This window comes from Streptomyces mexicanus (assembly GCF_902506575.1).
In the GTDB taxonomy this organism is placed as follows: Bacteria; Actinomycetota; Actinomycetes; order Streptomycetales; family Streptomycetaceae; genus Streptomyces; species Streptomyces mexicanus.
The window spans coordinates 1,279,070-1,303,204 of record NZ_LR732544.1 but is presented as its reverse complement, the minus strand read 5'-3'; the positions used below and the strand labels follow the sequence as shown (position 1 = coordinate 1,303,204).

The window sequence follows — 24,135 nt, the reverse complement described above, 5'->3', positions numbered from 1 at the left end:
GCCCGGCATCGCGGCCCCCGCCCTCGCCCTGCTCGGCGGCGCCGCCGTCGTCGTCCCCGCGGCGCTGACCGGCCTCGGCAGCCCCTGGCCCGTCGCCGGCGCGCTCGTCTACGTCCTGACCTCGGCGCTCGCCGTGGCCCGCCCGCTCAAGGGCGCCCTGGACTGGCTGGTCCCGCCGTTCTTCCGGGCCGCCGAGTACGGCACCGTCCTCGCCCTCGCGGCCCGCGCCGAGGTGAACGGGGTGCTGCCGGCGGCGTTCGGGCTGGTGGCGGCCGTCGCCTACCATCACTACGACACGGTGTACCGCATCCGCGGCAACGCCGGAGCGCCGCCGGCCCGCCTGGTGCGCGCGATCGGGGGGCAGGAGGGGCGGACGCTGCTCGTCACCGTGTTCGCCGCACTGCTCACCGCTGTCCAGTTCAAGGTCGCGCTCACGGCCCTCGCCGTGCTCGTGGCCGTGCTGGTGCTCGCCGAGAGCATCCGCTTCTGGGTGGCCTCTCATCTGCGGGGCGCGCCCGCCGTACACGACGAAGGAGAACCCGCATGATCGGCCTCGTGCTGGCGGCCGGCGCCGGACGGCGTCTGCGCCCCTACACCGACACCCTGCCCAAGGCGCTGGTGCCGGTGGGGCCCGAGGGCGCGGAGGACAGCATCACCGTCCTCGACCTGACCCTCGGGAACTTCGCCGAGGTCGGCCTGACCGAGGTGGCGGTCGTCGTGGGCTACCGCAAGGAGGCCGTGTACGAGCGCAAGGCGGCCCTGGAGCAGAAGTACGGTCTGAAGCTCACGCTCATCGACAACGACAAGGCCGAGGAGTGGAACAACGCCTACTCCCTGTGGTGCGGCCGGGACGCCCTCAAGGACGGCGTGATCCTCGCCAACGGCGACACCGTGCACCCGGTCTCGGTGGAGAAGACCCTGCTGGCCGCCCGCGGCGACGGCAAGAAGATCATCCTCGCCCTCGACACGGTCAAGCAGCTCGCCGAGGAGGAGATGAAGGTCGTCGCCGACCCCGACAAGGGCGTCCGGCGGATCACCAAGCTGATGGACCCGGCCGAGGCCACCGGCGAGTACATCGGCGTGACCCTGATCGAGGGCGAGGCGGCCGCGGAGCTGGCCGACGCGCTGAAGGCCACCTTCGAGCGCGACCCGCAGCTGTACTACGAGGACGGCTACCAGGAGCTGGTGGACCGCGGCTTCAAGATCGACGTGGCGCCGATCGGCGACGTCCCGTGGGTGGAGATCGACAACCACGACGACCTCGCCAAGGGCCGGGAGATCGCGTGCCAGTACTGACCCGGCTCATTCCGTCGCCGGTCGCCGTCGACATCCGCGCGGGCGCGCTGAACGATCTCGCGAGCGTCCTCGCCGACGAGCGCGTGTCGCACTCGGGGCGGCTGGCCGTGGCGGTCAGCGGCGGCTCGGGATCGCGGCTGCGGGAGCGGATCGCCCCCTCGCTGCCGGGCGCGACCTGGTACGAGGTGGGCGGCGGCACCCTGGACGACGCGATTCGGCTCGCCGGGCAGATGAAGTCCGGCCGCTACGACGCGGTGGTGGGCCTGGGCGGCGGCAAGATCATCGACTGCGCCAAGTTCGCCGCCGCCCGCGTCGGCCTGCCTCTGGTCGCCGTGCCCACCAACCTGGCGCACGACGGCCTGTGCTCGCCGGTGGCCACCCTGGACAACGACGCCGGGCGCGGCTCCTACGGCGTGCCGACCCCGATCGCGGTCGTCATCGACCTGGACGTGATCCGCGAGGCCCCGGCGCGCTTCGTGCGCTCCGGCATCGGCGACGCCGTGTCGAACATCTCCGCGGTCGCGGACTGGGAGCTGTCCCAGCGCGTCAACGGCGAGAAGGTCGACGGCCTGGCCGCGGCCATGGCCCGCCAGGCGGGCGAGGCCGTGCTGCGGCACCCCGGCGGCATCGGCGGCAACGGCTTTCTGCAGGTGCTCGCCGAGGCACTGGTCCTCACCGGCATCGCGATGTCCATCTCCGGCGACTCCCGGCCGTCCTCCGGCGCCTGCCACGAGATCAGCCCCGCCTTCGACCTGCTGTATCCGCAGCGCGCCGCGAGCCACGGCGAGCAAGTCGGGATCGGCGCGGCCTTCGCCATGCACCTGCGCGGAGCCCACGAGGAGTCCGCCCTGATCGCCGAGGTGCTGCGGCGGCACGGGCTGCCCGTGCTGCCGGAGGAGATCGGCTTCAGCGCGCAGGAGTTCGTCCGGGTCGTGGAGTTCGCCCCCGAGACCCGCCCCGGCCGCTACACCATCCTGGAACACCTCGACCTCACGACCGAGCAGATCAAGGACATCTACGCCGACTATGTCAAGGCCATCGGTAGCTGAACTGAGACCGGTCGTCCACCCCGCCGGGGTCAAGGACCGGCGCAGCGGGGAGCACTGGGCGGGACGCCTGTACATGCGCGAGGTGTCCTTGCGCATCGACCGCTATCTGGTGGGCACCAGGGTCACGCCCAACCAGCTCACCTACCTGATGACCCTGTTCGGCGTGCTGGCGGCCCCGGCGCTGCTGGTGCCGGGCATCCCCGGTGCCGTGCTCGGCGTCGTCGCCGTCCAGCTGTACCTGCTGCTGGACTGCGTCGACGGCGAGGTGGCCCGCTGGAAGCAGCAGTTCTCCCTCGGCGGGGTCTACCTCGACCGGGTCGGGGCCTACCTCACCGACGCCGCCGTGCTGGTCGGGCTCGGCCTGCGCGCCGCCGACCTGTGGGGGCCGGGGCGGATCGACTGGCTGTGGGCCTTCCTCGGCACGCTGGCCGCGCTCGGCGCGATCCTGATCAAGGCCGAGACCGACCTGGTCGGCGTCGCCCGCCACCAGGGCGGGCTGCCGCCGGTGAAGGAGGCCGCCGCCGAGCCGCGCTCCTCCGGGATGGCGCTGGCCCGCCGGGCCGCCGCCGCGCTGAAGTTCCACCGGCTGATCCTCGGCATCGAGGCGTCGCTGCTGATCCTGGTCCTCGCCATCGTGGACCAGGCCCGGGGCGATCTGTTCTTCACCCGGCTCGGCACCGCCGTCCTCGCCGGCATCGCGGTGCTGCAGACGCTGCTGCACCTGGTGTCCATCCTCGCCTCCAGCAGGCTGCGGTGAGCGGGGCCATGAAGGTCGGGGCCGTCGTCATCACCATGGGCAACCGCCCCGAGGAGCTGCGCGCCCTGCTGGATTCGGTCGCCAAGCAGGACGGCGACCCGGTGGAGGTGGTCGTCGTCGGCAACGGCTCGCCCGTGCCCGAGGTCCCCGAGGGCGTCCGCACGATCGAGCTGCCCGAGAACCTGGGCATCCCCGGCGGCCGCAACGTCGGCATCGAGGCCTTCGGGCCGGGCGGCAGCGACGTCGACATCCTGCTGTTCCTCGACGACGACGGCCTGCTCGCCCGCACCGACACCGCCGAGCTGTGCCGCAGGGCCTTCGCCGAGGACGACCGGCTCGGCATCATCAGCTTCCGCATCGCCGACCCCGACACCGGCCTCACCCAGCGCCGCCACGTGCCGCGGCTGCGCGCCTCGGACCCGATGCGCTCCTCGCGGGTCACCACCTTCCTCGGCGGCGCGAACGCCGTGCGCACGAAGGTGTTCGCCGAGGTCGGCGGACTGCCCGACGCGTTCTTCTACGCGCACGAGGAGACCGACCTGGCATGGCGCGCCCTGGACGCGGGCTGGATGATCGACTACCGGTCCGACATGGTGCTGTACCACCCCACGACCGCGCCCTCGCGGCACGCGGTGTACCACCGCATGGTGGCCCGCAACCGGGTCTGGCTGGCCCGGCGCAACCTGCCGGCCGTGCTCGTGCCCGTCTACCTCGGGGTCTGGCTGCTGCTCACCCTGGCCCGCCGCCCCTCGCGCCCGGCCCTCAGGGCCTGGTTCGGCGGCTTCCGCGAGGGCTGGACGACCGCCTGCGGGCCACGTCGGCCCATGAAATGGCGTACGGTGTGGCGGCTCACCCGACTGGGCCGACCACCGGTGATCTGACAAGCTCGTTCCCCGAGGGCACCCGGCCGCGCCCGGCCGGTGCTCGTGCCATGCCCGTACAGTCGCACAGGCTTGCGCATCTCGAAGACGAAAGTATCCACTTGTGAGTGAGACAACGCATGACGGCGGCGTCGCCCTCGGCGCGGTTCCGTCGCCCGACGAGGGGCTCGACGCTGCCCGGCTCGCCGCCAAGTACGGGCTGGCCGTCAGCGGTGCCCGTCCCCCGCTCAGGGAGTACGTACGTCAGCTCTGGGGCCGGCGCCACTTCATCCTGGCCTTCTCCCAGGCGAAGCTGACCGCCCAGTACAGCCAGGCCAAGCTCGGCCAGCTCTGGCAGGTGGCCACCCCGCTGCTCAACGCGGCGGTGTACTACTTCATCTTCGGCCTCATCCTCAAGGCCAGCCGGGGCATGGACCACGGCACGTACATCCCGTTCCTGGTGACGGGCGTGTTCGTGTTCACCTTCACCCAGAGTTCCGTCATGGCGGGCGTGCGCGCCATCTCCGGCAACCTCGGCCTGGTGCGCGCGCTGCACTTCCCGCGCGCCTCCCTGCCGATCTCCTTCGCGCTGCAGCAGCTCCAGCAGCTGCTGTTCTCGATGATCGTGGTGTTCGTCGTCGCGGTCGCCTTCGGCAACTATCCGCGCCTGGCCTGGCTGCTGATCGTGCCGGCGCTGGTGCTGCAGTTCCTGTTCAACTCCGGGCTGGCGCTGATCCTGGCCCGGATGGGCGCGAAGACCCCCGACCTCGCCCAGCTGATGCCGTTCGTGATGCGTACCTGGATGTACGCCTCGGGCGTGATGTTCTCCATCAGCGGCATGCTGGTCGGCAAGCCCGAGTGGCTCATCCGGCTGATGCAGCTGAACCCGGCCGCGGTCTACATGGACCTGGTGCGGTTCGCGCTGCTCGACGACTACGGCCGCGAGCACCTGCCCCCGCACGTGTGGGCTGTCGCCCTGGGCTGGGCCGTGGTCGTCTTCGCCGGCGGCTTCGTGTACTTCTGGAAGGCGGAGGAGAGGTACGGCCGTGGCTGAGCAGAATCCCCAACAGGGCGGCGCACCCGGTGGCGGGGCGCGGGTCCCCACGGTCATCGCCGACGACCTGCACATCGTCTACCGCGTCAACGGCGCCAAGGCGGGCAAGGGCAGCGCCACCGCCGCCCTCAGCCGCATCCTGCGGCGCGGCTCGGGCGACGCGGCGCGCGGGGTGCGCAAGGTGCACGCCGTGCGCGGGGTGTCCTTCGTGGCCTACCGCGGCGAGGCCATCGGCCTGATCGGCTCCAACGGCTCCGGCAAGTCGACCCTGCTACGTGCCATCGCGGGCCTGCTGCCCGCCGAGAAGGGCAAGGTCTACACCGACGGCCAGCCCTCCCTGCTCGGCGTGAACGCCGCACTGATGAACGACCTGACCGGCGAGCGCAACGTCATCCTGGGCGGGCTCGCCATGGGCATGTCGCGCGAGGAGATCAAAGAGCGCTACCAGGACATCGTCGACTTCTCCGGCATCAACGAAAAGGGCGACTTCATCTCGCTGCCGATGCGCACGTACTCCTCCGGCATGGCGGCCCGGCTGCGGTTCTCCATCGCCGCGGCCAAGGACCACGACGTGCTGATGATCGACGAGGCGCTGGCCACCGGTGACCGCGCCTTCCAGAAGCGCTCCGAGGACCGCATCCGCGAACTGCGCAAGCAGGCCGGCACCGTCTTCCTGGTCAGCCACAACAACAAGTCGATCCGTGACACCTGCGACCGGGTGTTGTGGCTGGAACGCGGGGAACTCCGCATGGACGGGCCCACCGACGAGGTGCTGAAGGAGTACGAGAAGTTCACGAGCAGGTAGCCGCACCAGCGGCCGGCCTCACCCGCTCGGGGCCCCACCGGGAGATTTTCCGGTGGGGCCCCCGCTCGTTCGTAACGGAAAGGTCACCATGGGCCAACTTGCCGCGAGCCAAGGAATCTTGAAAGCGATCGGTGTGTTGTTGTGATGTGCAGGACACCCCCCTGAGGCTCGCTGCGTTGTACAACGTAAGCTGTACCGGTCCCGGAAAGCGGCAAGTGGGGAGATAATGCGCGACACCCTGCGCCCGGCCGCCCCGCGGACGGCCGGGCGGCGTGTCCGAAATAGTGTGTGTTGGGTCGGCAGTGTAGAACGGGAGATGTGACGGCAATGGCTACGGAAACTCCCCAGCTCAACGCAGCATGTGCCGTCCCCGCCCCGGGCAGCGGACGATGAGCCCGACTGCGACGGCGCGCGATGCGGAACGCGCCACCCTCGACAAGGCCGCGGGTGAGAACTTCCCCGTGGCACCGTTCTTCCTGCCCCGTGCCTGGCGCGACGACCTCATGGCCGTGTACGGCTTCGCCCGCCTCGTCGACGACATCGGCGACGGCGACCTGGCCCCCGGCGGCACCGACGCCCGGCTGCTCGGCGTGTCGCCCGACGAGGCCGAGGACCGGCTGGTCCTGCTGGACGCCTTCGAGGCCGACCTGCGCCGGGTCTTCGACGGCACCCCGCGCCACCCGCTGCTGCGCCGGCTGCAGCCCACCGTGCGCCGCCGCGCGCTGACCCCGGAGCCCTTCCTCGGCCTGATCGCCGCCAACCGGCAGGACCAGCTCGTCACCCGGTACGAGACCTACGACGACCTCCTCGCCTACTGCGAGCTGTCCGCCAACCCCGTCGGCCGCCTCGTCCTCGCCGTCACCGGCACCTCGACCCCCGAGCGGATCCGCCGGTCCGACGCGATCTGCACCGCGCTGCAGGTCGTCGAACACCTCCAGGACGTCAAGGAGGACCTCGGACGCGACCGCATCTATCTGCCCGCCGAGGACATGAAACGCTTTCACGTCCAGGAGGCGGATCTCGCCACGCCCACCGCGGGCGCATCGGTGCGCGCCCTGGTCGCGTACGAAGCGCAACGCGCCCGCGATCTGCTGAATGAAGGCGCCCCCCTGGTGGGTAGCGTCCACGGCAGACTGAAGCTGCTGCTCGCAGGGTTCGTGGCGGGGGGAAGGGCGGCGATCGACGCGATCGCCGCCGCCCGATACGACGTACTTCCCGGCCCGCCCAAGCCCGGCACTGTCCAGTTGCTGCGCGAGGTGGGCGTGACTCTGCGAGGAGAGGGGTGATCCGGGCCGTGGAGTCGGAACAGCACGCGTCCGCACCGGTACTCGCCGCCTACAGCTACTGCGAGGCCGTCACCGGACAGCAGGCCCGCAACTTCGCCTACGGCATCCGGCTGCTGCCGACGCCCAAGCGCCGCGCGATGTCGGCGCTGTACGCGTTCTCCCGGCGTGTCGACGACATCGGCGACGGCGCGCTGGACGACGAGGTGAAGGTCGCCAGGCTCCAGGACACCCGGGCGCTGCTCGGCCGCATCCGCGAGGGCGCGGTGGAGGACGACGACACCGACCCCGTCGCGGTCGCCCTCGCCCACGCCGCCCGGACCTTCCCGATCCCGCTCGGCGGCCTGGACGAACTGATCGACGGCGTCCTGATGGACGTGCGCGGCGAGACGTACGAGACCTGGGACGACCTGAAGGTGTACTGCCGCTGCGTGGCCGGTGCCATCGGACGGCTCTCCCTCGGCGTGTTCGGCACCGAGCCCGGCGCGCGCGGCGCCGAGCGCGCCCCCGAGTACGCCGACACGCTGGGCCTCGCCCTGCAGCTGACCAACATCCTGCGCGACATCCGCGAGGACGCCCTGGGCGGCCGCACCTACCTGCCCGCCGACGACCTGGCCAAGTTCGGCTGCTCGGCCGGGTTCCACGGACCCAGACCGCCGGAGGGCTCCGACTTCGCCGGACTGGTCCACTTCGAGGTGCGCCGGGCCCGCGCCCTGTTCGCCGAGGGCTACCAGCTGCTGCCCATGCTCGACCGGCGCAGCGGCGCGTGCGTCGCCGCGATGGCCGGGATCTACCGCCGGCTGCTCGACCGCATCGCCCGCGAACCCGAGGCCGTCCTGCGCGGGCGGGTCTCCCTGCCCGGCCGGGAGAAGGCGTACGTCGCCGTGCGCGGCCTGTCCGGCCTGGACACCCGCCACGTCACCCGGCAGGCCGTCAGGAGGCGTGCGTGACCACCGATCCGAGGCAGACGGAAGTCATCGACGGCGACCGGCGCGCAACCCCCCGCCGGCGCACCGCGTCACTCACGGTGGCGGTCGGCCGGGGCAAGCCCGCCCACCGCGGCGGACGCACAGGGGAGGGCGCACGATGACCGACGGCACGCGCCCGGACGGTGCGCTCACCACGACGCCGGACGCCGCACGACACGCCGTCGTGGTCGGCGGCGGCCTGGCGGGCCTGACCGCCGCGCTCTCGCTCGCCGACGCCGGAGTGCGCGTGACGCTGCTGGAGGGCCGGCCCCGGCTGGGCGGCCTGGCCTTCTCCTTCCGCCGCGGCGACCTCACCGTCGACAACGGACAGCACGTCTCCCTGCGCTGCTGCACCGCCTACCGGTGGTTCCTGGACCGGATCGGCGGCGCGGCCCTGGCCCCGCTGCAGGACCGGCTCGACGTCCCCGTCCTCGACGCCGCCCGCCCCGAGGGGCGCCGGCTCGGCAGACTCAGGCGCGATCCGCTGCCCGTACCCCTGCATCTCGGGCGCAGCCTGGCCTCCTACCCGCGCCTCTCCCTCGCCGAACGCGCACGGGTGGGCCGCGCCGCACTCGCGCTCAAGGCCCTCGACCCTGCCGACCCGGCCCTGGACACCCAGGACTTCGGCAGCTGGCTGGCCGCGCACGGCCAGTCGGCGCGTGCCGTCGAGGCACTGTGGGACCTCGTGGGGGTCGCCACCCTCAACGCGACCGCCTCCGACGCCTCGCTGGGGCTGGCCGCGATGGTGTTCAAGACCGGTCTGCTGTCCGACCCGGGCGCGGCCGACATCGGCTGGGCCCGCGTCCCGCTGGGCGAACTGCACGACCGGCTGGCCCGCAAGGCGCTCGACTCCGCGGGCGTCCGTACCGAGGTCCGTACACGCGTCACCTCCGTCTCCCTCCAGGACAACGGACGCTTCGTCGTCCAGGTTCCCGGCGAGACGCTCATCGCCGACGCGGTCGTCCTCGCCGTACCCCAGCGCGAGGCCCACGCCCTGCTGCCGGAGGGCGCGCTGGACGCCCCCGAGCGGCTGCTGGAGATCGGCACCGCGCCGATCCTGAACGTCCACGTCGTCTACGACCGCACGGTGCTGACGGCCCCCTTCGTCGCCGCGATCGGCACGCCGGTACAATGGATCTTCGACCGTACCGAGGCCTCCGGGCTGAAGCACGGCCAGTACCTGGCGCTGTCCCAGTCCGTGGCGCACCAGGACATCGACGCGCCCGTCGCCGAACTGCGCGAGCGCTACCTTCCCGAGCTGCGGCGGCTGCTGCCCCTGGCACGCGACGCCCAGGTCCGGGACTTCTTCGTCACCCGGGAGCGTACGGCCACGTTCGCCCCGTCCCCCGGCGTCGGGCGGCTGCGGCCCGGCGCCCGCACCAAGGCCCCCGGCCTGTACCTGGCCGGAGCGTGGACCGCCACCGGGTGGCCCGCGACCATGGAGAGCGCGGTCCGCAGCGGTGTCAGCGCGGCGGACGCCGCGCTCAGCGCCCTGGGCCGGCCCCGCCCGAGCCGCCTCTTCACCTTCGAGGAGGCGCCGCCGGGCCTCGTGACCGGGGACATCCCCCGGCCCCCCGGCCGGCGACCGGACGTGACCGGAGCCGCCGTGCGGGAGGGGATCCGGTGACGTCCGACCAGCAGCCCGTGACGGGTCCCCGCACCCCCGGCACCGCGACAAGAGGAGAGACTGTGCCCACTGTGCCCCCGGCCTCGGCGCCCGCTCGAAGGACCGCGGTGGACGTGACCGCGCTGTTGGAGCGCGGCCGGACCCTGGCCACGCCGGTCCTGAAGGCCGCCGTCGCCCGGCTGGCCCCGCCCATGGACACCGTCGCCGCCTACCACTTCGGCTGGATCGACGCGGCCGGCAACCCGGCGCACGGGGACGGCGGCAAGGCCGTCCGGCCCGCACTGGCGGTGCTCTCCGCCGAGGTCACCGGCGCCGACCCCGCCGCCGGTGTGCCCGGAGCGGTGGCCGTCGAACTCGTGCACAACTTCTCGCTGCTGCACGACGACCTGATGGACGGCGACGAGCAGCGCCGGCACCGCGACACCGTATGGAAGGTGCACGGGCCCGCCCAGGCCATCCTGGTCGGTGACGCGCTGTTCGCCTTGGCCAACGAGGTCCTGCTGGAGCTCGGCACGGTCGAGGCCGGCCGCGCCGCCCGCCGGCTGACCACCGCCACCCGGGCCCTGATCGACGGTCAGGCCCAGGACATCTCCTACGAACACCGCGACCGGGTCAGCGTCGCGGAGTGCCTGGAGATGGAGGGCAACAAGACCGGTGCCCTGCTCGCCTGCGCCAGCTCCATCGGCGCCGTGCTCGGCGGCGCGGACGACGCCACCGCCGACGCCCTGGAGGGGTACGGCCATCACCTCGGCCTGGCCTTCCAGGCCGTCGACGACCTGCTGGGCATCTGGGGCGACCCGGACGCCACCGGCAAGCAGACCTGGAGCGATCTGCGCCAGCGCAAGAAGTCCCTGCCGGTCGTGGCCGCGCTCGCGGCCGGCGGCCCCGCCTCCGAGCGACTCGGCGAGATCCTCGCCGCCGATGCCAAGAGCAGCGACTTCGAGAACTTCTCCGAGGAGGAGTTCGCGGCCCGCGCCGCCCTCATCGAGGAGGCGGGCGGCCGTGAGTGGACGGCCGAAGAGGCGCGCCGCCAGCACACCATCGCCATCGAAGCCCTCGACGCCGTCACCATGCCCGACCAGGTGCGGGCAGCGTTCACGGCGCTCGCCGACTTCGTCGTCGTACGAAAGAGATGATCACTATCAGTTGACAGCCTCGCGTAGTCGCCGGCCGGTTCCGGAAGGTTCCGGACATCGGCCGACGGCGGACCCACAGCAGCACGATGTGTACGACTGCACGAAGGGGAAGCCATGACAGCGACGACCGACGGAAGCACCGGGGCGACACTGCCGCCCCGCGCTGCCTCGGCCAGCGACTCCGTACCCTCCACCCCCGAGGCGGCCGGGGTGAAACAAGCCGCCGCACTCGCCGTCCGGCGTGCCACCGACTACCTGCTGTCGAAGCAGGACACCGAGGGATGGTGGAAGGGCGACCTCGAGACGAACGTCACGATGGACGCCGAGGACCTGCTGCTGCGTCAGTTCCTGGGCATCCGGGACGAGAAGACCACGCAGGCCGCCGCCCTCTTCATCCGCGGTGAGCAGCGCGAGGACGGCACGTGGGCCACCTTCTACGGCGGCCCCGGCGAGCTGTCCACCACCATCGAGGCCTACGTGGCGCTGCGCCTGGCCGGCGACGCGCCCGACGCCCCGCACATGGCCAAGGCCTCGGCGTGGATCCGCGAGCAGGGCGGCATCGCCGCCTCGCGCGTCTTCACCCGGATCTGGCTCGCCCTGTTCGGCTGGTGGAAGTGGGAGGACCTGCCCGAACTCCCGCCCGAGCTGATCTACTTCCCGACGTGGATGCCGCTCAACATCTACGACTTCGGCTGCTGGGCCCGGCAGACCATCGTGCCGCTGACCATCGTGTCCGCCAAGCGGCCGGTGCGTCCCGCGCCGTTCCCGCTGGACGAGCTGCACACCGACCCGGCCGTGCCCAACCCGCCCAGGCCGCTCGCCCCGGTCGCCAGCTGGGACGGCGCCTTCCAGCGCATCGACAAGGCCCTGCACGCCTTCCGCAAGGTGGCGCCCAAGCGGCTGCGCCGTGCCGCGATCAACTCCGCGGCCCGCTGGATCATCGAGCGGCAGGAGAACGACGGCTGCTGGGGCGGCATCCAGCCGCCGGCCGTGTACTCGGTCATCGCCCTGCACCTGCTGGGCTACGACCTGGAGCACCCGGTGATGCGCGCCGGCCTGGAGTCGCTGGACCGTTTCGCCGTCTGGCGCGAGGACGGCGCCCGGATGATCGAGGCCTGCCAGTCGCCGGTCTGGGACACCTGCCTGGCCACCATCGCGCTGGCCGACGCCGGTGTGCCCGCCGACCACCCGCAGCTGGTCAAGGCCGCCGACTGGATGCTGGGCGAGCAGATCGTGCGCCCCGGCGACTGGTCCGTGCGCCGGCCGACGCTGCCCCCGGGCGGCTGGGCGTTCGAGTTCCACAACGACAACTACCCCGACATCGACGACACCGCCGAGGTCGTCCTCGCGCTGCGCCGGGTCAGGCACCACGACCCCGAGCGGGTGGACAAGGCCGTCCGGCGCGGTGTGCGCTGGAACCTCGGCATGCAGTCGAAGAACGGCGCTTGGGGCGCCTTCGACGTCGACAACACCAGCCCCTTCCCCAACCGGCTGCCGTTCTGCGACTTCGGCGAGGTCATCGACCCGCCGTCCGCGGACGTCACCGCGCACGTGGTGGAGATGCTCGCCTACGAAGGCCTGTCGCACGATCCGCGCACCCGGCGCGGCATCGAGTGGCTGCTGGCCGAGCAGGAGCCGAACGGCTCGTGGTTCGGCCGCTGGGGCGTGAACTACATCTACGGCACCGGCTCCGTGGTGCCCGCCCTGACCGCCGCCGGCCTGCCCGGCTCCCACCCGGCGATCCGCCGCGCGGTGGCCTGGCTGGAGTCCGTCCAGAACGACGACGGCGGCTGGGGCGAGGACCTGCGCTCCTACAAGTACTCCAAGGAGTGGGCCGGCAAGGGCGCCTCCACGCCCTCGCAGACCGCGTGGGCGCTGATGGCGCTGCTGGCGGCGGGGGAGCAGGACTCCAAGGCCGTCGAGCGCGGCATCGAGTGGCTGGCGGCCGCCCAGCGGGAGGACGGCTCCTGGGACGAGCCGTACTTCACCGGCACCGGCTTCCCCTGGGACTTCTCCATCAACTACCACCTGTACCGCCAGGTCTTCCCGCTGACCGCGCTCGGCCGCTACGTCAACGGCGAGCCGGTCGTCGGCACGGCCCGGGCCGCCGCGGCGGCCGACCGCTCCCCGGCCGAGGTCAAGGGGAACGGATGAGCACACAGCCCGCTCCGGCACCGCTGCTGATCGCCTGCGCGCTCGGCATCGAGCACTTCGCCCTGCGCACCGGCGACAAGAGCGGCGCCGGCGGGCCGGTGGCCGTCCTGCGCTCGGGGATGGGGCCCAAGGCGGCGGAGCGCTCCGTCACCCGGGCCCTGGCCGACCCGGCGCTGGCCGGGGCCGCCGTGCTGGCCACGGGCTTCTGCGCGGGGCTCGCACCCGGCATGCACCCCGGCGACCTGGTGGTCGCCGAGGAGACCCGGGACCCGCGCGGCAGCGTCGCGTGCGTCGGCACCGACCTGCTGGTCAAGGAGCTCTCCCGCACCCTGCCCGGGCGCGTGGTCCACACCGGGCCGCTGACCGGATCCGACCACGTCGTGCGCGGTGTGGAACGGTCCGACCTGCGGGCCATCGGCGCGATCGCCGTCGACATGGAGTCGGCGGCCACGCTTCTGAGCGCCGTGCGCACGCGCCCGCGCCCGGTTGCGGCCGTCCGGGTCGTGGTGGACGCTCCAGAACATGAACTCGTCCGAATCGGCACAGTGCGCGGTGGAATATCGGCTTTCCGCGTTCTTCGTTCCGTACTACCGACTTTCTTCGAATGGCACCGTAATGTGCTGCTCTCCAGGAGGTGAGCCAGATGGCCATGCCACTGCGCCAGTCCATCAAGGTCGCGACATATCTGGCCGAACAGAAGCTGCGCAAGCGGGACAAGTTTCCGCTGATCGTGGAGCTTGAACCGCTTTTCGCCTGCAACCTGAAGTGCGAGGGCTGCGGCAAGATCCAGCACCCGGCCGGGGTGCTCAAGCAGCGCATGCCGGTGGCCCAGGCCGTGGGCGCGGTCCTGGAGTCCGGTGCGCCGATGGTGTCCATCGCCGGCGGCGAGCCGCTGATGCATCCGCAGATCGACGAGATCGTGCGCCAGTTGGTGGCCAAGCGGAAGTACGTCTTCCTGTGCACCAACGCGATGCTGCTGCGCAAGAAGATGGACAAGTTCAAGCCCTCGCCCTACTTCGCCTTCGCCGTGCACATCGACGGCCTGCGCGAGCGGCACGACGAGTCCGTCGCGAAGGAGGGTGTGTTCGACGAGGCGGTGGCGGCCATCAAGGAGGCCAAGCGGCGCGGCTTCCGCGTGACCACCAACTCCACCTTCTTCAACACCGACACCCCGCAGACCATCATCGACGTCCTGAACTTCCTCAACGACGAGCTGAAGGTGGACGAGATGATGATCTCGCCCGCCTACGCCTACGAGAAGGCGCCCGACCAGGACCACTTCCTCGGCGTCACGCAGACCCGGGAGCTGTTCAAGAAGGCCTTCGCGGGCGGCAACCGCCGCCGCTGGCGGCTCAACCACTCGCCGCTGTTCCTCGACTTCCTCGAGGGCAAGGTCGACTTCCCCTGCACCGCCTGGGCGATCCCCAACTACTCGCTCTTCGGCTGGCAGCGCCCCTGCTACCTGATGAGCGACGGCTACGTGCCCACCTACCGGGAACTCATCGAGAAGACCGACTGGGACAAGTACGGCCGCGGCAAGGACCCGCGCTGCGACAACTGCATGGCGCACTGCGGCTACGAGCCCACCGCCGTCCTGGCCACCATGGGATCGCTGAAGGAGTCCCTGCGCGCCATGCGCGAGCCCGTCTCCGGGACCCGGGGCTGAGGCCATGACCGCCATTTCCCTGGGCGTCCCCGAGGTGCCGGCCCGACCGATCGCCGAGCGGCGCAAGAGCCGTCAGATCCATGTCGGGCCGGTGGCGGTGGGTGGGGACGCGCCGGTGTCGGTGCAGTCGATGACGACGACGCGGACCTCCGACATCGGGGCGACGCTGCAGCAGATGGGTGGGGCCGCGCACGGGTGACGGGGCCGCCGGTAGTCCGGGCCGCGCACGGCCGACCTGGCCGCCGACGGGTCGCGCCCACGCCCCACATAAGCTGGGTTTATGGGAAAGCCGGAGCAGCGTGCTGGAGAAGGCTCCGCAGGCGCCGCGGAGAGCGGGGCGAGGGGGACGGCGCGGCCGACCGGTGGGCTGCTGGCGCACCGGGTGCCGGACCTGGGCGCGCTGGAGCTGCTGCTGGCGGTGGCACGCCTGGGCAGCCTGGGCGCGGCGGCCCGGGAGCTGGGCATCACGCAGCCGGCCGCGAGCAGCCGGATCCGCTCCATGGAACGGCAGCTCGGGCTGGCCCTGGTGGACCGCTCGCCGCGCGGCTCACGGCTGACGGACGCGGGCGCGCTGGTGACGGACTGGGCACGGCGGGTCGTGGAGGCCGCCGAGGCTTTCGACGCGGGGGCACAGGCGCTGCGGGACCGGCGGGACTCCCGGCTGCGGGTCGCGGCGAGCATGACGATCGCGGAGTACCTGCTGCCCGGCTGGCTGATCGCCCTGCGCGCCCGCCGGCCGGACACGGCAGTGTCGCTGCTCGCCGGGAACTCGGCGATGGTCGCCGAACGCTTGCTGAACGACGCGGCCGACCTGGGGTTCGTGGAGGGGCTGTCGGTGCCGGCCGGCCTGGACTCCGCGGTGATCGCCCACGACCGGCTGATCGTGGTGACGGCTCCCGGCCATCCCTGGGCCCGCCGCCGGCGCCCCCTGGACGCGGCGGAACTGGCTGCCACACCGCTGATCCTGCGCGAGAAGGGCTCCGGGACCCGGCAGGTCCTGGACGCGGCGCTGGGCGGGCTGGCCCGCCCGCTGATCGAACTGTCCTCGACCACGGCCGTGAAGGCCTCCGCGGTCAGCGGGGCGGGTCCGGCGGTGCTGAGCGAACTCGCGGTGGGGGAGGAGCTGTCCCTGCGCCGCCTGGTCAACGTCCCGGTCCAGGGGGTCGCCCTGCGGCGCGACCTGCGCGCGGTCTGGCCCACCGGCCACCGCCCGACCGGCCCGGCCCGCGACCTGCTGTCGCTGACCCGCTGCCGGACCCCGTAGGGGCGGGGAGCCGGGGTACGGCGTCCGCCGCGCCCCACGTGGGCCCCGGGCCGGGGCGCACAGCCGTGGCTAGACGGTGGAGGCGCGTGTACCCGTCCGTGCCGCCGCCGGTGCCGGTGCCGCTGTCTCTGCCGGCGCGCCGGACGGCGTCTCCCCGCTCGCCGCGCGGATCAGGGCGCGCATGACCCGCGGGTCCTCGCCCATCTCCGGATGCCACTGGACGCCCAGCACCCAGGGGGCGGGGGAGGGCAGCTCGATGGCCTCCACGGTGCCGTCCGCCGCGTGCGCCGAGGGGATCAGTCCTCGGCCGAGGCGGTCGACGGCCTGGTGGTGGTAGGTCGGGACGGTGGTCTCCTCCGGGACGGCCGCGGCGTAGCGGGTGCCGGGCACCGGCCGGACCGGGTGGCCGCCGAAGACGCCGACGACCTCGGCGTGCCCGTCCAGGTGCTGGACCAGCGTCCCGCCCAGGGCGACGTTCAGCAGCTGCATGCCCCGGCAGATGCCCAGCAGCGGCAGCCGCGCGGCCAGGGCGGCCTCGATCAGGGCGAGTTCCCAGGCGTCCCGGGCCGGGGCGGGCGGCCCTGTGCGGGGATCGCGCTCGGCGCCGTAGCGCGCCGGATCGACGTCCGGGCCGCCGGCGACGACCAGCCCGTCCAGGCGCGCCACGGCCTGGGCCGCACGCTCGGGCGCGTCCGGCGGCAGCATCGCGGCGAGCCCGCCCGCCCGCTGCACCAGCCGCGGATAGCCGGCCGGCAGCAGCGCCGCCTCCAGCTCCCACACTCCCCAGCGGGTGCCCGCCTCCAGATACGTGCTCACCCCGATCAGCGGTGGTACGGCCATGCTTTCCTCCTCCTGCTCTGCTCGCCCTCCCCGGGCGCCAAAGGTGCCGGCGCACACCTTTGCGGAGATCCTGCCGGGCCCCTTTGCGGACATCCTGCCGCGCCCGGCCGCATGCGCCGCCCCTTGCTCCTCACGCCAGGAAACCCCGCAGCAGCGCCGCCGTCCCCGCGCAGTGTTCGCGCATCGTCTCGCGCGCCCCCTCCGCGTCCCCGTCCAGCACCGCCTCCACCAGCGCGGTGTGCTGCCGCTGGGAGTGCTCCAGGTTGCGCACCAGCAGCGGTATGCAGTCCAGCAGGTCGTTGACCGTGGCCCGGACGGCCGCGTACTGGGCGGTCAGCGACGGGGAGCCGGACAGCTCGGCCAGGGTCAGGTGCAGCAGTGTGTCCGCCCGGCGGTAGTCGTCGAGCGGGGCCTCACGGGTGCGCTCCAGCGCCTCGCGCAGCCGGTCCGCCCCCGGCCCGGTCAGCCCGTGCGCCGCGCACAGCCCGGCCGCGCCCGTCTCCAGCACCTCGCGGAAGCGCAGCACGTCCTCGAGGTCCGCCCCGGCGATGCGGCGCCGCAGATCGCTGCCGTCACCGGCGTCGGGCCGCGGCAGCACGAACGTTCCGCCGTACCGCCCGCGCCGCGCCTCCACCAGCCCCTGGTCCTGCAGCACCTTCAGCACCTCGCGCAGGGTCACCCGGCTGATCCGCAGCCGCTGTGCCAGCTCCCGCTCGGCCGGCAGCCGCCCGCCGGCCGGTACCAGTCCGAGCCGGACCACCTGCAGGACCTGCTCCAGCGCCTCCTCGAAGCCGTTGCCGGCCCGCACCGGGCGCAGCACCGCCGTGAGCCGGTCGACCGGACCGCCGCCGCCCGGACCCGCGTCCCCACCCGCGTCCCGCGCCATTCGGCCGCGCCCCCTTCCCAGGCAATGGTTCTCACCCATACCTTATGGCCAGCGCGTCATGGCCGGCAGGGCCGCCCCAGCCGGGCCGGCCGTGACGGTCCCCGTCCGGCGCCACAGCCCGAGGAGGCACGCCCGTGGCAGACCGCACACCCCCGCTCGCCGTGGAGGAACTGCACGCCCTCGTCGCCGGCGGGGAGATCGACACGGTGGTCCTGGCCTTCCCCGACATGCAGGGCCGGTTGCAGGGCAAGCGGTTCGCCGCCCGCTTCTTCGTCGACGAGGTGCTGCGCCACGGCACCGAGGGCTGCAACTACCTCCTCGCCGTCGACACCGAGATGAACACCGTCGACGGCTACGCCATGGCCTCCTGGGACCGCGGCTACGGCGACTTCGCCCTGCACCCCGACCTGTCCACCCTGCGCCGTGTCCCCTGGCACCCGGCAACCGCGCTGGCCCTGGCCGACCTCGCCTGGGAGGACGGCTCCCCGGTCGCCGCCGCGCCCCGGCGGATCCTGCGCCGCCAGCTGGACCGCCTCGCCGCACTCGGCCTCACCGCCCAGGTCGGCACCGAGCTGGAGTTCATCGTCTTCAAGGACACTTACGAGCGGGCCTGGGACAGCGGCTACCGCGGACTGACCCCGGCCAACCGGTACAACGTCGACTACTCCATCCTCGGCACCGGTCGCGTCGAGCCCCTGCTGCGCCGGATCCGCAACGAGATGGCGGGCGCCGGGCTGACCGTGGAGTCCGCCAAGGGCGAGTGCAACCCCGGCCAGCACGAGATCGCCTTCCGCTACGACGAGGCCCTCGTCACCTGCGACCAGCACGCCGTCTACAAGACCGGCGCCAAGGAGATCGCGGCCCAGGAGGGCATGTCGCTCACCTTCATGGCCAAGTACAACGAACGCGAGGGCAACTCCTGCCACATCCACCTCTCGCTCGCCGACGCCGACGGCGCCAACGCCATGGCGGGGGACGGCCCCGGCGGGATGTCCGAGGTCATGCGCCACTTCCTCGCCGGACAGCTGGCCGCCCTGCGCGACTTCGCGCTGCTGTACGCCCCCAACATCAACTCCTACAAGCGGTTCCAGCCCGGCTCCTTCGCGCCCACCGCCGTCGCCTGGGGCCGCGACAACCGCACCTGCGCGCTCCGGGTCGTCGGCCACGGCCGCTCGCTGCGGTTCGAGAACCGGCTGCCCGGCGGCGACGTCAACCCCTACCTCGCCGTCGCCGGGATGGTCGCCGCCGGCCTGTACGGCGTCGAGCAGCGGCTGCCCCTGCCCGAACCCTGCCCGGGCAACGCCTACGCCGCCGACCACCAGCACGTCCCGACCACCCTGCGCGAGGCCGCCGAGCTGTGGGAGAACAGCCCCCTGGCCAAGGCCGCCTTCGGCGACGAGGTCGTCGCGCACTACCTGAACATGGCCCGCGTCGAACTGGCCGCCTTCGACGCCGCCGTCACCGACTGGGAGCTGCGCCGCTCCTTCGAACGCCTGTGAAAGGTCACGCCGTGTCCGATCCCGACGAGCTGACGGTCCGCGACCCCGAGGAGCTGACGGGCCGCGACACTGACGAGCTGACGGTCCTCGCCCCGGCCACCGAGGAGGTCGTCGCCACCGTCCCCGCCGCCACCGGCGAGGACGTCGACGCCGCCGTCGCACGCGCCGTGCGCGCCCAGCGGACGTGGGCCGCGCTCGCCCCCGCCGACCGGGCCCGGCTGCTGCGCCGCTTCGCCGACACCGTCGACGCCCACCGGGAGGAACTGGCCCGGCTGGAGGTCCGCGAGGCCGGCCACACGCTGGGCAACGCGCACTGGGAGGCCGGCAACGCCCGCGACGTCCTGCTGTACGCGGCCGGCGGCGCCGAACGCCTGCTGGGCCGGCAGATCCCGGTGCCCGGCGGCTGGAACGTCACCTTCCAGGAACCCTTCGGCGTCGTCGGCGTCATCGCCCCCTGGAACTTCCCGATGCCGATCGCCGCCTGGGGTTCCTTCCCGGCGCTCGCGGCGGGCAACGCGGTCGTCCTCAAGCCCGCCGAGGCCACCCCGCTCACCGCCCTGCGCCTGGCCGAACTCGCCCTGGAGGCGGGTCTGCCCGAGCACGTCCTGCAGGTGCTGCCCGGCCACGGCCGCACCGCCGGGCGCGCCCTGGTCGACCACCCGGACGTCGCCAAGATCGTGTTCACCGGCTCCACCGGCACCGGCCGCGAGGTCATGGAACGCTGTGCCCGGCTGGTCAAGCCGGTCACCCTGGAACTCGGCGGCAAGAGCCCGAACATCGTCTTCGCCGACGCCGACCTCACCGCCGCGCTCGACCCGTTCTCCTTCCTCGACAACGCCGGCCAGGACTGCTGCGCCCGCACCCGCATCCTGGTCCAGGAGACCGTGCTGGATCAGGCCCGCGAGCTGCTCGCCGACGCCCTCGCCGCCGTGGTCGTGGGCGACCCGGCCGACGACAAGACCCAGATGGGCCCGCTGATCTCCCGCCGGCAGCTCGACCGCGTACGGTCCTACGTCCCCGACGACGCCCCCGCCCTGCGCGGCAGCGCGCCCGACGGCCCCGGGTTCTGGTTCCCGCCGACCGTGCTCACGGCCGAACGCAACGACAGCCCCGCGGCCCGCGAGGAGATCTTCGGACCCGTCGCCGTCCTGTTGCCCTTCACCGACGAACAGGACGCGATCCGCCTCGCCGACGACACCCCCTACGGCCTGTCCGGCTCCGTCTGGACCCGGGACGTGGGCCGCGCCCTGCGCGTCGCCCAGGCCGTCCGCGCCGGCAACCTGTCCGTCAACTCCCACTCCAGCGTCCGCTACTGGACGCCGTTCGGCGGCTTCAAGCAGTCCGGCCTCGGCCGCGAACTCGGCCCCGACGCCCTGACCGCCTTCACCGAGACCAAGAACGTCTTCATCAGCACGGAGGGCCCCGCACTGTGACCGCATCCACCGAAGAGGCCGTCTGCCGCCGCCTGGTCGGCCGCACCGCCGTCGTCACCGGAGCCGGCAGCGGCATCGGCCTGGCCTCCGCGCGCCGGCTCGCCGCCGAGGGCGCGCACGTCGTGTGCGGCGACATCGACGAGACCCGCGGCAAGGCCGCCGCCGACGAGACCGGCGGTCTCTTCGTGAAGGTCGACGTCACCGACCCCGACCAGGTCGAGGCGCTGTTCCGCGCGGCGTACGACACCTACGGCAGCGTCGACGTCGCCTTCAACAACGCCGGTATCTCCCCGCCCGACGACGACTCCATCCTGGAGACCGGCCTGGACGCCTGGAGGCGCGTCCAGGAGGTCAACCTCACCTCCGTCTACCTGTGCTGCAAGGCCGCCCTGCCCTACATGCGGCGCCAGGGCAAGGGCTCCATCATCAACACGGCGTCCTTCGTGGCGCGGATGGGCGCGGCCACGTCCCAGATCTCCTACACCGCCTCCAAGGGCGGGGTGCTCGCCCTGTCCCGCGAGCTGGGCGTGCAGTTCGCCCGCGAGGGCATCCGCGTGAACGCCCTGTGCCCCGGCCCGGTCAACACCCCGCTGCTGCAGGAGCTGTTCGCCAAGGACCCGGAACGGGCCGCGCGCCGCCTCGTGCACATCCCCCTCGGGCGGTTCGCGGAGGCCGAGGAGATCGCCGCCGCCGTCGCGTTCCTCGCCAGCGACGACTCCTCCTTCGTCAACGCCACCGACTTCCTGGTGGACGGGGGCATCGCGGGGGCGTACGTCACCCCGCTGTAGCACCGGTGTGCGCCGGTGGTCGCGCGTCCTACAGTTCCGGGGTGAGCATGACACCCCCGCCCGGCTGGTACCCGGATCCCTCGGCCCCGCACCTTGTGCGCTGGTGGGACGGCACCGCCTGGACCGACCACCGGCGCCCCGCCGAGACGCCCCCGGAGCCGCCGCAGCCGGTGTTCCGACAACAGCCGCAACCGCGGCAGCAAGCGCACCAGCCGCAGCCGCTGCGGCCGGACGAGGGGCAGCCGGTGCGGCCGGACCACGGGCAGGTGATGCCGCCCGCCCCGTGGTCCGCGCCCCCGTCCGGGCCGTCGCCGGTCCCGGCCGCGGGCGGACGGACCTCCCGGCTCCGGGTGGTGGTCCCGGCCGCCGCCGGGACCGCCCTGGTCGCCGCGATCGCCGCCGGCGCGGTCCTGCTCACCCGGAACGGCGGCGACGGCACCGGAGCCGTCCCCGCGACCGCGTCCGCCTCGGCCACCTCCACCGCGACAGCCTCCGCGCCGGCCGCACCGTCCGACGCCCCGCCCTCCCCGCCGACGTCCGGCGACGACCCCTCCGTCGCCGTCGACCAGCTCAACGGCATCACCCTGCCGGTGCCCGACGGCTGGGAGAAGCCCGACCGGCCCGTCGACGACGACGTCGTCATGACCACCGTGGGCACCTACGACTGCCCCGCCGGCACCAGCTTCTGCCGGCACGGCCAGGTCAGCACCCACACGTCGATCGCGGCCGACGGGACGACCCCCGAGGCGCTGGCGAAGGGGGACATCGCGGACGCGGCCGACACCGCCTACGAGCGCAACGGGGCCGGCGAACGCCTCTACGGCGGCATCACCTCCCACCAGCTGGTGAAATCCGGCCAGGTGGCGGTCGCGGGCCGCGCCGGGTACTTCGTGCGCTGGCGGGTGCACACCGCCCAGGGACCCGGCGGCTACGTCGAATCGCTCGCCTTCCCCTCCAGCGTCGGCACCCAGGCGCCCCTCGTCGTCCGGTTCGCCCTCGACGCGGGCCCGGACGGGCCGCCCCTGTCCGACATCGACACCATCACCCGGGGCATACGGCCCGTCGACGACGCCGCCACGGGCGGCGGCGTGGGCAGCAGCATCGGCCCGCACGGCTGAGCGGCGGCCGGGCCGTCACAGGCGGCCGGACCGCCGGTCACAGGAACGTACGGCCCTCGCCCCGGTAGGTGGGCACGCTCCCGGTCACCCGGTCGCCCTCGACCAGGTGCAGCGTGTCGAACCGCTCGCACAGCTCGCCCGCCTTGGCGTGCCGGAACCACACCTTGTCACCGATCAGCAGGTCGTCGGCGGGCGAGCCCAGCAGCGGCGTCTGCACCTCGCCGGGCCCCTCCTGCGGGTCGTAGCGCAGCCCTTCGGGCAGGTACGGCACCGGCAGCCGGTCCCGGCCGGCCGGCCCGGAGGCCGGGTAGCCGCCGCCGAGGACCGTCACCACGCCCACCCCGGGGCGCCGCACGACCGGCAGGGCGAACAGGGCCGCCGGACGGCCCCGGAACGACGTGTAGTTGTCGAACAGCCGCGGCACGTACAGGCCGGAGCCCGCGGCGATCTCGGTGACGGCGTCCTCCGCGGCGGTGTGCTGGACGCTGCCCGTGCCCCCGCCGTTGACGAACTCCAGCTCCGGCGCCACCGCCCGCACCGCCCGCACCACTGCCGCCCGCCGCTCGGCCAGTTCCCGCCGGGCGGCCGCCTGCATCAGCCGGATCGCGCGCGAGCGCACCGGCCGCCCGGCCACCGCGTCCCCCACGCCGGCGATGTGACCCTCGTACGCCATGATCCCCACCAGCCGGAACCCCGGCCGCCGCGCCACCGTACGGGCCACCTCGGCGACCTGGGCGGGCGAGTGCAGCGGGGAGCGGCGCGCCCCGACCCGGACCCGCCCGCCGAGCAGCTTCAGCGAGGTGTCCAACTCCAGGCAGACGCGCACGACTTCGCGACCGCCCGCCCGCGCCCCGTCGATCAGGTCGAGCTGCGCGGGATCGTCCACCATCACTGTGACGGCCGCGGCGAGCTCGGGATCGGCGGCCAGTTCGGCGAATCCGGCGCGGTCCGCGGACGGGTAGGCCAGCAGGACGTCGTCGAACCCGGCCCGCGCCAGCCACAGCGACTCGGCGAGGGTGAACGCCATGACACCCGCGAAACCCTCCCGGGCCAGGACGCGTTCGAGCAGGGCGCGGCAGCGCACGGACTTCGAGGCGACCCGCACCGGCTTGCCGCCGGCCCGGCGCAGGAGGTCGTCGGCGTTGGCGTCGAACGCCTCCAGGTCCACGATCGCCAGGGGGGCGTCGAGATGGGCGGCGGCGCGGTCGTAGCGGGCCCGGTCGGCGGCGCGTGCGGTCATGGCGGCAGCCTGCCAGACGGGATTACCGCAGGGTAGGGGGACGTTCCGGGCAGATGCCCCGGGGGCGCGGTCCGGGTTCCCGCCGACGCCCGCTCAGCCCGTAGAGTGACGCGCACGTACGGCGGAACCCTCCTTGCCACCTCCGTGAGCGGGGATGGCGTTCCCTGCGTACGGGTATGCGTGCCCGGTGACGACCCGTCGGCTCCGGGCGGGGTGACGACGACGGCCGCGCACGAGGGACGGCCCGGGCACGAGGAAACGGGGGGTGCATGAGCACGGAAGCGCGCCACGCCCCCATACCCCCGCGCGCCACCCCCGAGCCGGCCCCCGCCCCCCGCCCCGGCGGCGTCAGGGGTGCATCGGCGGCGGTATCAGGGGCGGCGCCCAGGAGGAACAGAGGGGGATTTGGGGC

At 73.2% G+C, this 24,135-nt stretch carries 23 protein-coding genes and 1 pseudogene; 21 read left to right on the top strand and 3 right to left on the bottom strand.

All coding sequences use genetic code 11. The features are described 5' to 3' along the window. From GV126_RS05935 to GV126_RS05860, 17 genes and pseudogenes are all read left to right on the top strand, one after another. Window positions 1-547, top strand: a 547-nt coding sequence (locus GV126_RS05935) for a DUF5941 domain-containing protein (protein WP_236569894.1), incomplete at its 5' end; no start/stop codon positions are given. After that, complete coding sequence (locus GV126_RS05930; protein ID WP_159663290.1) at window positions 544-1,296, top strand: phosphocholine cytidylyltransferase family protein; 753 nt, start codon at window positions 544-546, stop codon at window positions 1,294-1,296. The genes GV126_RS05935 and GV126_RS05930, both read left to right, overlap by 4 nt. Beyond that, window positions 1,284-2,345 (top strand): iron-containing alcohol dehydrogenase family protein, encoded by a 1,062-nt coding sequence (locus GV126_RS05925; RefSeq protein ID WP_159663288.1) that lies wholly within the window; start codon window positions 1,284-1,286, stop codon window positions 2,343-2,345. Before GV126_RS05930 ends, GV126_RS05925 begins: the two co-directional genes overlap by 13 nt. Further along, window positions 2,323-3,102 carry a CDP-alcohol phosphatidyltransferase family protein gene (locus GV126_RS05920; protein WP_159663286.1) on the top strand — a complete coding sequence of 260 codons (780 nt, stop codon included), beginning with the start codon at window positions 2,323-2,325 and terminating at the stop codon, window positions 3,100-3,102. Before GV126_RS05925 ends, GV126_RS05920 begins: the two co-directional genes overlap by 23 nt. A gap of 8 nt (window positions 3,103-3,110) precedes the next feature. After that, window positions 3,111-3,983, top strand: a complete 873-nt coding sequence (locus tag GV126_RS05915; protein ID WP_159673368.1) for a glycosyltransferase family 2 protein — start codon at window positions 3,111-3,113, stop codon at window positions 3,981-3,983. Between the two features lie 103 nt (window positions 3,984-4,086). Continuing rightward, a complete protein-coding gene (locus tag GV126_RS05910; RefSeq protein ID WP_159663284.1) occupies window positions 4,087-5,016 on the top strand; it encodes an ABC transporter permease in 930 nt (309 codons plus the stop codon). Continuing rightward, window positions 5,009-5,821 (top strand): ABC transporter ATP-binding protein, encoded by an 813-nt coding sequence (locus tag GV126_RS05905; RefSeq protein WP_159663282.1) that lies wholly within the window; start codon window positions 5,009-5,011, stop codon window positions 5,819-5,821. Before GV126_RS05910 ends, GV126_RS05905 begins: the two co-directional genes overlap by 8 nt. Before the next feature lie 389 nt (window positions 5,822-6,210). Then, entirely contained in the window at window positions 6,211-7,107 is an 897-nt protein-coding gene (hpnC, locus tag GV126_RS05900) for a squalene synthase HpnC (protein ID WP_159663280.1), read from the top strand. Next, the gene (hpnD, locus tag GV126_RS05895) at window positions 7,104-8,054 is read left to right on the top strand and encodes a presqualene diphosphate synthase HpnD (protein WP_185947219.1); all 951 of its coding nucleotides are present in this window, start codon (window positions 7,104-7,106) and stop codon (window positions 8,052-8,054) included. The genes hpnC and hpnD overlap by 4 nt, the downstream gene beginning before the upstream one ends. After that, window positions 8,051-8,194, top strand: a complete 144-nt coding sequence (locus tag GV126_RS37440; RefSeq protein ID WP_369123897.1) for a DUF6380 family protein — start codon at window positions 8,051-8,053, stop codon at window positions 8,192-8,194. The genes hpnD and GV126_RS37440 overlap by 4 nt, the downstream gene beginning before the upstream one ends. Then, complete coding sequence (hpnE, locus tag GV126_RS05890) at window positions 8,191-9,699, top strand: hydroxysqualene dehydroxylase HpnE (protein WP_159663276.1); 1,509 nt, start codon at window positions 8,191-8,193, stop codon at window positions 9,697-9,699. Before GV126_RS37440 ends, hpnE begins: the two co-directional genes overlap by 4 nt. After that, window positions 9,696-10,835 carry a polyprenyl synthetase family protein gene (locus tag GV126_RS05885; protein WP_159663274.1) on the top strand — a complete coding sequence of 380 codons (1,140 nt, stop codon included), beginning with the start codon at window positions 9,696-9,698 and terminating at the stop codon, window positions 10,833-10,835. The genes hpnE and GV126_RS05885 overlap by 4 nt, the downstream gene beginning before the upstream one ends. Window positions 10,836-10,949: 114 nt before the next feature. Continuing rightward, entirely contained in the window at window positions 10,950-12,989 is a 2,040-nt protein-coding gene (gene shc / locus GV126_RS05880; protein WP_159663272.1) for a squalene--hopene cyclase, read from the top strand. Further along, window positions 12,986-13,627 (top strand): phosphorylase family protein, encoded by a 642-nt coding sequence (locus GV126_RS05875; protein WP_159663270.1) that lies wholly within the window; start codon window positions 12,986-12,988, stop codon window positions 13,625-13,627. The genes shc and GV126_RS05875 overlap by 4 nt, the downstream gene beginning before the upstream one ends. Window positions 13,628-13,632: 5 nt before the next feature. After that, complete coding sequence (gene hpnH / locus GV126_RS05870) at window positions 13,633-14,655, top strand: adenosyl-hopene transferase HpnH (RefSeq protein WP_159663268.1); 1,023 nt, start codon at window positions 13,633-13,635, stop codon at window positions 14,653-14,655. A gap of 4 nt (window positions 14,656-14,659) precedes the next feature. After that, window positions 14,660-14,833: pseudogene (locus GV126_RS05865) on the top strand (flavodoxin-dependent (E)-4-hydroxy-3-methylbut-2-enyl-diphosphate synthase); the annotation flags it as partial. 102 nt (window positions 14,834-14,935) lie between these two features. Then, window positions 14,936-15,919, top strand: a complete 984-nt coding sequence (locus tag GV126_RS05860; RefSeq protein WP_236569893.1) for a LysR family transcriptional regulator — start codon at window positions 14,936-14,938, stop codon at window positions 15,917-15,919. 69 nt (window positions 15,920-15,988) lie between these two features. On the opposite strand, the gene GV126_RS05855 is transcribed toward GV126_RS05860, so the two are convergent. Further along, window positions 15,989-16,759 carry a gamma-glutamyl-gamma-aminobutyrate hydrolase family protein gene (locus GV126_RS05855; RefSeq protein ID WP_159663266.1) on the bottom strand — a complete coding sequence of 257 codons (771 nt, stop codon included), beginning with the start codon at window positions 16,757-16,759 and terminating at the stop codon, window positions 15,989-15,991. 130 nt (window positions 16,760-16,889) lie between these two features. Continuing rightward, window positions 16,890-17,645 carry a FadR/GntR family transcriptional regulator gene (locus GV126_RS05850; protein WP_159663264.1) on the bottom strand — a complete coding sequence of 252 codons (756 nt, stop codon included), beginning with the start codon at window positions 17,643-17,645 and terminating at the stop codon, window positions 16,890-16,892. A gap of 134 nt (window positions 17,646-17,779) precedes the next feature. On the opposite strand from GV126_RS05850, the gene GV126_RS05845 reads away from it, so the two are divergent. The 4 genes from GV126_RS05845 to GV126_RS05830 are packed head-to-tail and all read left to right on the top strand — an operon-like array spanning window position 17,780 to window position 22,483. Further along, the gene (locus tag GV126_RS05845; protein ID WP_159663262.1) at window positions 17,780-19,144 is read left to right on the top strand and encodes a glutamine synthetase family protein; all 1,365 of its coding nucleotides are present in this window, start codon (window positions 17,780-17,782) and stop codon (window positions 19,142-19,144) included. A gap of 53 nt (window positions 19,145-19,197) precedes the next feature. Then, the gene (locus tag GV126_RS05840; RefSeq protein WP_201299920.1) at window positions 19,198-20,577 is read left to right on the top strand and encodes an aldehyde dehydrogenase family protein; all 1,380 of its coding nucleotides are present in this window, start codon (window positions 19,198-19,200) and stop codon (window positions 20,575-20,577) included. Next, a complete protein-coding gene (locus GV126_RS05835; RefSeq protein ID WP_159663260.1) occupies window positions 20,574-21,365 on the top strand; it encodes a 3-oxoacyl-ACP reductase in 792 nt (263 codons plus the stop codon). The genes GV126_RS05840 and GV126_RS05835 overlap by 4 nt, the downstream gene beginning before the upstream one ends. A gap of 47 nt (window positions 21,366-21,412) precedes the next feature. Next, window positions 21,413-22,483: a DUF2510 domain-containing protein gene (locus tag GV126_RS05830; RefSeq protein WP_159673362.1), complete on the top strand. Its 1,071-nt coding sequence runs from the start codon at window positions 21,413-21,415 to the stop codon at window positions 22,481-22,483. Window positions 22,484-22,520: 37 nt separating this feature from the next. Here the strand turns inward: GV126_RS05830 and GV126_RS05825 are convergent, their stop codons facing one another. After that, window positions 22,521-23,723, bottom strand: a complete 1,203-nt coding sequence (locus tag GV126_RS05825; RefSeq protein ID WP_159663258.1) for an amino acid deaminase/aldolase — start codon at window positions 23,721-23,723, stop codon at window positions 22,521-22,523. Window positions 23,724-24,135: the final 412 nt, after the last annotated feature.